Below are 7445 nucleotides of genomic sequence, written 5' to 3'. Positions count from 1 at the left end.
CGCTGAATTCAGCGGCTTTTTTGATCGATTTGATTCCTTAACTAGTAGTTATACTTAGGAAAAACAAAAGGAATCAACATTATGAAAGGAATCACTCGCAGCACACTTCTCATCGCTACGCTCTTCGCTGGCTCTTTCGCTTTTGCATCGAGTTGTCCTGACATCTTGCAAGGCAAGCAAAGACTACTTAACTCTACGGAAGAGATAGAGCTGTGCGATACCTTCAAAGGTAAAACTCTGCTGGTAGTGAACACCGCAAGTCAATGCGGCTTTACCCCTCAATTCGAGCAATTGGAACAACTACATCAAACATACAAAGATCAGAACTTTGCTGTTGTTGGCTTTCCAAGCAACGACTTTCGCCAAGATCGTGGCAGTGAAGAAAAAACCGCCAAAATTTGCTATTTAGACTACGGTGTCACCTTCCCAATGATGGCTCGAAGCTCTGTGCTTGGCCAGGACGCAAATCCTGTCTTTGCAGAGATAAGTGCGCAAGCGGGTATTACTCCCAAATGGAACTTTTACAAGTTCTTAATCAACAAAGAAGGTAAAGTCATTGCCACCTTCCCGAGTTCAACTTCTCCAACAAGTACTACGCTTACTAATATAATTGAACAGCAACTATAAGGAAGGCGGCCATGACAACAACGCGTACTACAATGCTGCAATTAGGATATTTGGGACTGCTTCCATTTTTGTTTAGCTTGGTTCTTATCTCTACCGAGAGAACTCTATTCAACTTATCTGGTCAGCAGTTTTTTATTGCTTACAGCGCAGTGATTTTGAGCTTCCTGTCAGGCGTGCTCTGGGGAAATGCCATTGACCATTTCTATCATCGTTTAAGTCGCAATGCCTTGGTACTGAGTAACTTATTCGTATTGCTCGCGTGGGGCGCATTATTGCAAGGCAACAAACACTATGTCATAGCGACTTTATTATTGGCCGCTGGTTACATCGCCGTGTGGTATGCAGAAAAATTGATACGAAGAGTAGAAAAAGAGGCAGAGCCGAAAGGCTACCAAATGATGAGAGGCAAACTCACTACTGGCGTTGTACTCATACACGGGCTGGTTTTGATCGCATGAGCTGGTCTGTCCACCTACCAGATCACAAAATTCAACTCGTTATATAAAACAATGTTCATTTCGTGAAGTGATAGCTGTTTTGAACACCGTTTTGTTTTAATTATGAATGGATGGGCATATAAGTACTCAAAAGCATTCACAAAGGGAATGAATATGTTTTTCCGTAAGTTTCTATTTGGTGCAGCTCTTATTAATATGACTTCTGGCTGTGTTTCCTATCAAGCACAACAGGCTGCAGTAAATACAGTAGGCGTAACGAGCAAGGTACTGACAAACGTCGTAAAAACCACGGTGACTCAACCATGCAGTGCCGTTGTAACAGCTGCGAGTTTGTTCTATCCCCACGCAATTTTCATGACTAGCGTGCCAACAACTGTGTGCTCTAGTGCTGTACGTTAAAATTAAGGCGACCCTTTAGGTCGCCTTTTTATTTGTTCGTTACAGAGTCAACAAATACTTTACTAGATCGTTATACTCATCGTAACTGCGGATTTCATTTGGCAGCACAATGTATTTGTTGTTCACTAACACACCAGGAACACCTGTTAGTGTGCTTTGTTTGAACTGCTTATCAAATGTTTTTTGCATCGAGTTCACGGCAAAGCTGTTGTATGCCGCATCAAACTTCTTACCATCTACGCCATTCTCAACAAAGATCTGCTTTAGTTCCGCTTCATCCTTAGGCGCTTGACGCTTTTGGTGAATCTGAGCAAACATTGCTGGCACCATAGTTTTCTCGACGCCTAATGACACCATTGTCGCGTATGACTTCGCCATTGGTACCGCCATATCGCTTCCCATAAAAGCAACATGCACTTTCTCAAAGCTTGCGTCTTTTGGTAGTGATGGTTTTAGGTTATCGATGACCGCTTCAAATTTGAAACAGTGCGGGCAATAGAAAGAAAAGAACTCGGTTACCGTTGGTTTCGTCGCTTTCTCTACGTCCAAAACTTTGTAGTGTTTACCTTCTTCAAATTGCGCAGCGTGAGCTGTGAATGCCAATAATAGAGTGCTGCAAAGTGCAAAAAGCTTTTTCATGTTTGATTCCTTCAGGCACAAATGTGCCGTATTCATTAATTAACAATTAGAAAACCCAGCAAGGCTGGTTTGATAAATAAGAGGTTCAAACAATCGGAGGGCGGTACGGCCTGTAAACCACGGTTACTGCTTTTGGTGTGGATGATTTATCGATCAGTGCAAGACTATGCGGTAGTAAGATGACATCATCTTGCAAGAGATTAGTTGGTATTTTGACGATACAAGAAGAGCTACAACTCGTGTGCACCTGCTGTCCTTTCTCCATCAAGTGACCACCGTGGTGTGATTCAATACAGTCCGTATTGTCAACGCCCATTTGTTGATGAAGTTCAGCCGTTCTATCTTTGCTTGAGCTCACTTCTATTGGCACTGTTGCTGCACGCACACCCGATGCTAAGCCCGTTAGCAGCATGGCTAATAGACAGAACATTGTCGTGATGAATGTGCGATTGAAACTCAGCATATAACTTCTTCAAAATATGGTGAATCTTCATCATACAGAATCCACTTATTCACACAAGCGTGAAGCTGACTAACTAGTTCACAAACCAGATAATTCCGACATCCTATACCGACTGCAATCCTAATAAAACTTGAAATCACTATGAAACCCGAGTAATAGTTAGATCAGTTTTTGTACAAACAAGGAAAGATTAATGCTTAAAAAAAGATTCTTTAAAACAAAAGACGAAGTCGAAGTCACGTTCGAGCTAGACAAGAATCAGTGGGAATCGATTCAAATTGCGGGCGATTTTAATAACTGGCAACCAGAACCAATGAAGCTCGTGAAGAAAAGTGGACAATTTAAATTTAAAACGCGCTTGCCGAAGGAACAAAATATCCAGTTCCGTTACCTATTTAACGAAGCTGAGTGGGAAAACGACCCACATGCTGACGCATACGTGCCAAATGGCTTTGGTAGCGACAATAGTGTTGTTTGCACCCAAGAGCAGTCGGCTTAATAACGCAAAAAAATGACAAAGGCGCACTCAGTGCGCCTTTTTATTACCTGATTTTCCTAGACTTATCACTTATTGTTGCTATATGACAACAGTGTTTTACCTAAAGCAATATATATCAACAAAAGGCATTTCCTTAATATAACCACATCGCAGCGAGACAGGTGCATTCAAGCAAAAAGCTGCTCTCAAATAAAAATACTGAGGAAACAAAAGATGAAAAAACTGATTGTAATCACAGGTGCAAGTTCTGGTATTGGTGAAGCTATCGCACGTCGTTTAAGCGATGAAGGCCACCCACTGCTTCTTCTTGCTCGCCGTGTAGAACGTTTGGAAGCGCTAAACCTGCCGAATACACTATGTGAAAAAGTAGACGTAACAGACAAAGCTTCATTTGAAGCAGCAATCGCTAAAGCGGAAGAACAATTTGGCGCAGCAGATGCTCTAGTAAACAACGCTGGTGTGATGCTACTTGGTCAAATCGATACTCAAGATGCATCTGAATGGAAACGCATGTTTGATGTTAACGTACTTGGTCTTCTAAACGGCATGCAGTCTGTGTTAGCACCAATGAAGGCTCGCAACAGCGGTACTATCATTAACATCAGCTCAATCGCAGGTAAGAAAACTTTCCCAGATCACGCTGCGTACTGTGGTACTAAGTTTGCGGTTCACGCTATTTCTGAAAACGTTCGTGAAGAAGTTGCAGCATCAAACGTTCGTGTAACAACGATTGCACCGGGCGCGGTAGAAACTGAACTGCTTTCTCACACAACATCACAAGAAATCAAAGATGGTTACGGAGCGTGGAAAGAAGACATGGGTGGCGTTCTTGCTGCTGATGACATCGCTCGTGCAGTCGTGTTTGCTTACCAACAACCACAAAACGTTTGTATCCGTGAAATTGCACTAGCACCGACTAAGCAACAGCCTTAATCCCTGCGATTTTAAGACGACGAAAAACAAAAAGCGGCTCACACAGCCGCTTTTTTGTTTTTTTGTGACCAAATAAGTCTATGTTACTTCCTTGGCTTGATGGTTCGGTAAGCCACATCGGTTAAGTAATCATTTAGGCGATGAGATGCTGCTACTGCTTCTTCAGCATCAGTATGGCTGACAGCACGTAAAACGGCAGCGTGAAGAGAAGACGCTTCAACCAAATCTGAGTCTTGGTTTTTAAATGCAAACCAAAAGCGGCGGGATAAACCTTGTAGTGGTGCCATCGCTAACTGAAGATATTCATTGCATGCAGCTTTGACGAGCAAGGTATGGATTTCTTTAAGCAAAGATGCGTAAAGCAGATCATCTTTGTTTTCTGCACAAGCTTCTAACTGCTCAGCTAACATCAACATCTGCTGCTTCTCTTCCACACTTGCACGTGAGGCTGCGTAGTTTACACACAATGCTTCGATATCGCGGCGAACTTCTAAGATCTTTAATTGACTCTCTACTGAGATAGCAGGGATTTGAATGCCACGCCTTGGGTGGATCTCAACCATACATTCGTAAGCCAATCTTTGTAGAGCCTCTCGAACTGGCGTTCGCCCAAGTTCTAGCTCTTCTGCCAACTGCTTTTCACTGACCATACTCCCTGGTTCTAATTCGCGGAAGATGATCATTTTTTCAAGTTTGCTGTATGCAACTTCTGTCTTATTGACTGAATTTACGGTCATTCTCGTTCCTATTCCATTGATCAATCTTTTAGTGAGCAATCTCACGATAAAAAGTTTTGCCATTGTACCAAAAAAAGAAATCCGAATATATTAAAAACATACAACTGATATATCAGATGAACATCAGTCATCTATTAGTGAGGTAAGAATGAAATCTTGGAACATTATCCGTCGTTATGAACACACTCCTGACCTACCTGTTTTGGCTGAAGTAGAAGTGTTAGTGATTGGCGGTGGTCCTGCTGGTGTTGCCGCAGCTGAAACGGCTGGGCGTATGGGTAAGAACACGTGGTTAATTGAGAAGTACGGTTTCTGCGGTGGTGCTGCAGTGGCGGGTTTATCCGGCACTATTTGTGGCATGTACATGGCATCTGATGACGAAAATGCACAACCAGAACAAGTAGTTTTCGGTTTTACAGAGCGTTTTCGTCAAGCACTAGAAAACAAGGGTGGCGTCACAGCTCCACAACGTTATGGTAAAACGTACACGGTGACGCACGACCCTTTAATGTGGCGTGAAGTAGCGGACGATTTTCTAGAGAATGCAAACGTCAAAACTCTATTCCATACGTCAGTCACTGGTGTGATCATGGAAGGCGATGCATTCAAAGGCGTGATCATCGAATCAAACGCAGGTCAAAGCATCATCTTAAGTAAACAGATCATCGACGCTTCTGGTGACGCAGCCGTTGTGGCTCGTGCAGGCATGGATTACTACTTTGGCGACAATGGTCGTATTCAAAACCCAACCATGTTCTTCCGTTTTGGCGGTGTCGATATGGACACTTATCTTGACTACTATGGCAACGACACGATCTGTCCTCCTAAAGTGACAGAGAATATTCTTGCTGCCAACGAAAGTGGCAAATACCAACTGCCACGCCACAAGATTTGGATCTTCCCAACCACACGATCTAACGAGTTGATGGTGAATGCGACTCGTCTTGCTGGTCAAGATGGACGCATGCTCAACGTCATTGATCCTGAAGATTTCACAGAAGCAGAAGTATTTGGTCGCCGCCAAGTTCGCGAGTATGCCCGATTCCTGAACAACTTTGTTCCTGGTTGTGAAAAAGCCTTTGTTGTCGATACTGGCGTAGAAGTCGGCATTCGCCAAACTCGCTCTATTGTCGGTGTTGAGACGCTAACCAACGAAGACGTTGTAAGCTGCCGCAAACGTGAAGATGGTATTTGCCGTACCCCTTGGCCAATCGAACTTCACTCTGGCGACAAGCCAAAACTGCACTGGCTGATTAACGATTACTACGACATCCCATTCCACACTTTAGTGCCTGTGATTGGTGAAAACATCATTGTTGCTGGCCGATGCTTGAGCGCAGAACACGAAGCTCTCGCTTCTGCGCGCGTTACTGCACAGTGTTTTGAGCTTGGTCATGCGGCTGGTATTGCTGCTGTACAAGCTATTGATACGAATACGGCGATTCGTGACCTGAATGTCGCGGAGATTCGCGCCACCATGATTGAAAACGGCTCACGCCTGTAAGGATTAAAAAATGACCGAACTAAAAATTGAACGTGTAGAACTTTACGCTGTAGCAGACCGCGACGCAGCACCAGTGCCATGGGCAGATAACCAAGAACCTTTGCTGTACACCAACAACATCGTCCGTCTTATTTGTAACGATGGTACAGAAGGTCTGGGCGCGACGATCAGTTACACAGAGAATGATTTTGACCGCTGTATTATTGAATCTCAACGCACTATTGTCCCGGGTTTACTAGGTAAAAACCCATTGGCGACTCAAGAGCTCTACAACTGGTTAATGGCTCGCTGTACCTGGGGTGGTCTACCAGCGAAAGCACCAATTGACATCGCAGCTTGGGACATCAAAGGCAAGAAAGCTGGCATGCCCCTTTACATGCTTTTAGGTGGCGCTCGAAACAAAATGCTGTCTTACGCATCAACACCAATGTTCGACACTGTAGAAGAGTACTTCCCGTATCTAGATGACTGTATTGCGCATGGATTTAAAGCCATCAAGCTTCACTGCTACTGCGTATACGAAAAAGACGTCGCGCTTGTTGATGCTGTTCAAGCTCGTTACGGCAAGACTGGCATTCGCTTCATGCTTGATACGGCAACCTTCTACACGCCAGAACAAGCAATGGCAATGGCAAAACGTCTAGAAAGTTATTACTGGGAATGGTTGGAAGCTCCTGTTTCTGATTACGACTACAACACTTATAAGCGTCTAGTTAAAAATACTGACCTTGAGATCTCAAGCCACGGTAACTGCTTGTTAACACTGCAAGAAGTCACTTACGCCCTATCTCAAGAAATGTGGTCTGATATTCGCCAAGATGCGACTGTGTGCGGCGGCATTACGCCTCTAAACAAATGTTTCCATATCGCTGAAGGTTTCTCTAAGAACCTAGAGATCCAATCAATGGGTTACACCCTAACGCAAGCGGCAAACCTGCACGTCGCTCTTGCACACAATAACTGTAAGTTCTTTGAACAGTTCTACCCTTACGAAGACTTCGAATTGGCATCGAAAACCGTTATCCGCACTGATAAAGAAGGCTATGTTCACGCACCTGAAGGCAACGGTCTAGGTGTTGAAATGGATTGGGACAAAGTGAAAGAAATGTCTGTGGCATCGTACGTTTTCGAATAAACCCGATACCTTAGACCAAAACAATTAATACAGAGACAGCAAAAGACTGAC

Annotated in this window: 10 protein-coding genes; 7 read left to right on the top strand and 3 right to left on the bottom strand. The window is 43.9% G+C overall.

Annotated features, from left to right (window positions below):
• The first annotated feature begins 81 nt into the window (after positions 1 to 81).
• From KIV41_RS12820 to KIV41_RS12810, 3 genes are all read left to right on the top strand, one after another.
• Positions 82 to 627 (top strand): glutathione peroxidase, encoded by a 546-nt coding sequence (locus tag KIV41_RS12820; protein WP_010451212.1) that lies wholly within the window; start codon positions 82 to 84, stop codon positions 625 to 627.
• Between the two features lie 11 nt (positions 628 to 638).
• Complete coding sequence (locus KIV41_RS12815) at positions 639 to 1085, top strand: DUF3429 domain-containing protein (RefSeq protein ID WP_285336628.1); 447 nt, start codon at positions 639 to 641, stop codon at positions 1083 to 1085.
• Positions 1086 to 1238: 153 nt separating this feature from the next.
• A complete protein-coding gene (locus tag KIV41_RS12810; protein ID WP_010451208.1) occupies positions 1239 to 1484 on the top strand; it encodes a hypothetical protein in 246 nt (81 codons plus the stop codon).
• A gap of 39 nt (positions 1485 to 1523) precedes the next feature.
• On the opposite strand, the gene KIV41_RS12805 is transcribed toward KIV41_RS12810, so the two are convergent.
• Positions 1524 to 2123 carry a thiol:disulfide interchange protein DsbA/DsbL gene (locus KIV41_RS12805; RefSeq protein WP_010451207.1) on the bottom strand — a complete coding sequence of 200 codons (600 nt, stop codon included), beginning with the start codon at positions 2121 to 2123 and terminating at the stop codon, positions 1524 to 1526.
• An 85-nt stretch (positions 2124 to 2208) separates the two neighbouring features.
• Positions 2209 to 2586: a hypothetical protein gene (locus KIV41_RS12800; protein WP_285336627.1), complete on the bottom strand. Its 378-nt coding sequence runs from the start codon at positions 2584 to 2586 to the stop codon at positions 2209 to 2211.
• Between the two features lie 193 nt (positions 2587 to 2779).
• Between KIV41_RS12800 and KIV41_RS12795 the strand changes: the two genes are divergently transcribed.
• Both KIV41_RS12795 and KIV41_RS12790 read left to right on the top strand, forming a co-directional pair.
• Positions 2780 to 3085: an isoamylase early set domain-containing protein gene (locus tag KIV41_RS12795; protein ID WP_010451201.1), complete on the top strand. Its 306-nt coding sequence runs from the start codon at positions 2780 to 2782 to the stop codon at positions 3083 to 3085.
• 213 nt (positions 3086 to 3298) lie between these two features.
• Entirely contained in the window at positions 3299 to 4018 is a 720-nt protein-coding gene (locus tag KIV41_RS12790; RefSeq protein WP_285336626.1) for an SDR family oxidoreductase, read from the top strand.
• An 83-nt stretch (positions 4019 to 4101) separates the two neighbouring features.
• On the opposite strand, the gene KIV41_RS12785 is transcribed toward KIV41_RS12790, so the two are convergent.
• Entirely contained in the window at positions 4102 to 4755 is a 654-nt protein-coding gene (locus tag KIV41_RS12785; protein WP_010451199.1) for a GntR family transcriptional regulator, read from the bottom strand.
• 148 nt (positions 4756 to 4903) lie between these two features.
• Here KIV41_RS12785 and KIV41_RS12780 point away from each other — a divergent pair, with 148 nt between their 5' ends.
• Both KIV41_RS12780 and KIV41_RS12775 read left to right on the top strand, forming a co-directional pair.
• Entirely contained in the window at positions 4904 to 6259 is a 1356-nt protein-coding gene (locus KIV41_RS12780; RefSeq protein ID WP_071234230.1) for an FAD-dependent oxidoreductase, read from the top strand.
• 10 nt (positions 6260 to 6269) lie between these two features.
• Complete coding sequence (locus KIV41_RS12775) at positions 6270 to 7394, top strand: mandelate racemase/muconate lactonizing enzyme family protein (RefSeq protein WP_285336625.1); 1125 nt, start codon at positions 6270 to 6272, stop codon at positions 7392 to 7394.
• Positions 7395 to 7445 lie beyond the last annotated feature (51 nt).

Origin of the sequence: Vibrio sp. D401a (genome assembly GCF_030248515.1) — a bacterium.
Classification (GTDB): Bacteria; Pseudomonadota; Gammaproteobacteria; order Enterobacterales; family Vibrionaceae; genus Vibrio; species Vibrio rotiferianus.
The sequence above is the reverse complement of the archived record's forward strand: the minus strand, read 5'-3'. Positions and strand labels throughout refer to the sequence as shown.

Bases quoted from the DNA above. Each gene is read 5' to 3' on its own strand.
- KIV41_RS12805 (WP_010451207.1), bottom strand. From the start codon at position 2,123: ATGAAAAAGCTTTTTGCACTTTGCAGCACTCTATTATTGGCATTCACA.
- KIV41_RS12795 (WP_010451201.1), top strand. From the start codon at position 2,780: ATGCTTAAAAAAAGATTCTTTAAAACAAAAGACGAAGTCGAAGTCACG.
- KIV41_RS12815 (WP_285336628.1), top strand. From the start codon at position 639: ATGACAACAACGCGTACTACAATGCTGCAATTAGGATATTTGGGACTG.
- KIV41_RS12820 (WP_010451212.1), top strand. From the start codon at position 82: ATGAAAGGAATCACTCGCAGCACACTTCTCATCGCTACGCTCTTCGCT.
- KIV41_RS12780 (WP_071234230.1), top strand. From the start codon at position 4,904: ATGAAATCTTGGAACATTATCCGTCGTTATGAACACACTCCTGACCTA.
- KIV41_RS12785 (WP_010451199.1), bottom strand. From the start codon at position 4,755: ATGACCGTAAATTCAGTCAATAAGACAGAAGTTGCATACAGCAAACTT.
- KIV41_RS12775 (WP_285336625.1), top strand. From the start codon at position 6,270: ATGACCGAACTAAAAATTGAACGTGTAGAACTTTACGCTGTAGCAGAC.
- KIV41_RS12810 (WP_010451208.1), top strand. From the start codon at position 1,239: ATGTTTTTCCGTAAGTTTCTATTTGGTGCAGCTCTTATTAATATGACT.
- KIV41_RS12790 (WP_285336626.1), top strand. From the start codon at position 3,299: ATGAAAAAACTGATTGTAATCACAGGTGCAAGTTCTGGTATTGGTGAA.
- KIV41_RS12800 (WP_285336627.1), bottom strand. From the start codon at position 2,586: ATGCTGAGTTTCAATCGCACATTCATCACGACAATGTTCTGTCTATTA.